General features: G+C 32.9%; 1 rRNA gene. It reads left to right on the forward strand.

Annotation, left to right across the window (positions count from 1 at the left end):
* Nucleotides 1-147: 147 nt before the first annotated feature.
* A 5S ribosomal RNA gene (gene rrf / locus FS486_RS19890) occupies nt 148-207 on the forward strand; the annotation flags it as partial.

Genomic DNA, 207 nt, shown 5'->3' on the forward strand with positions numbered 1-207 from the left:
CTAATCGATCGAGGACTTAACCAAATTGTATGTATTGTGAATATGTCGTTTATCCAGTTTTGAAAGAATAAAAATTTTATTAAAAAAACACTTGTAAATTTCTACAGAATTGATATAATAGAACTTGTCTTTCAGAAATTATTCAAGTCTAGTGATGATGGCGAAGAGGTCACACCCGTTCCCATACCGAACACGGAAGTTAAGCTC

The organism is Bacillus sp. FJAT-22090, assembly GCF_007676755.1.
Classification (GTDB): Bacteria; Bacillota; Bacilli; order Bacillales_A; family Planococcaceae; genus Psychrobacillus.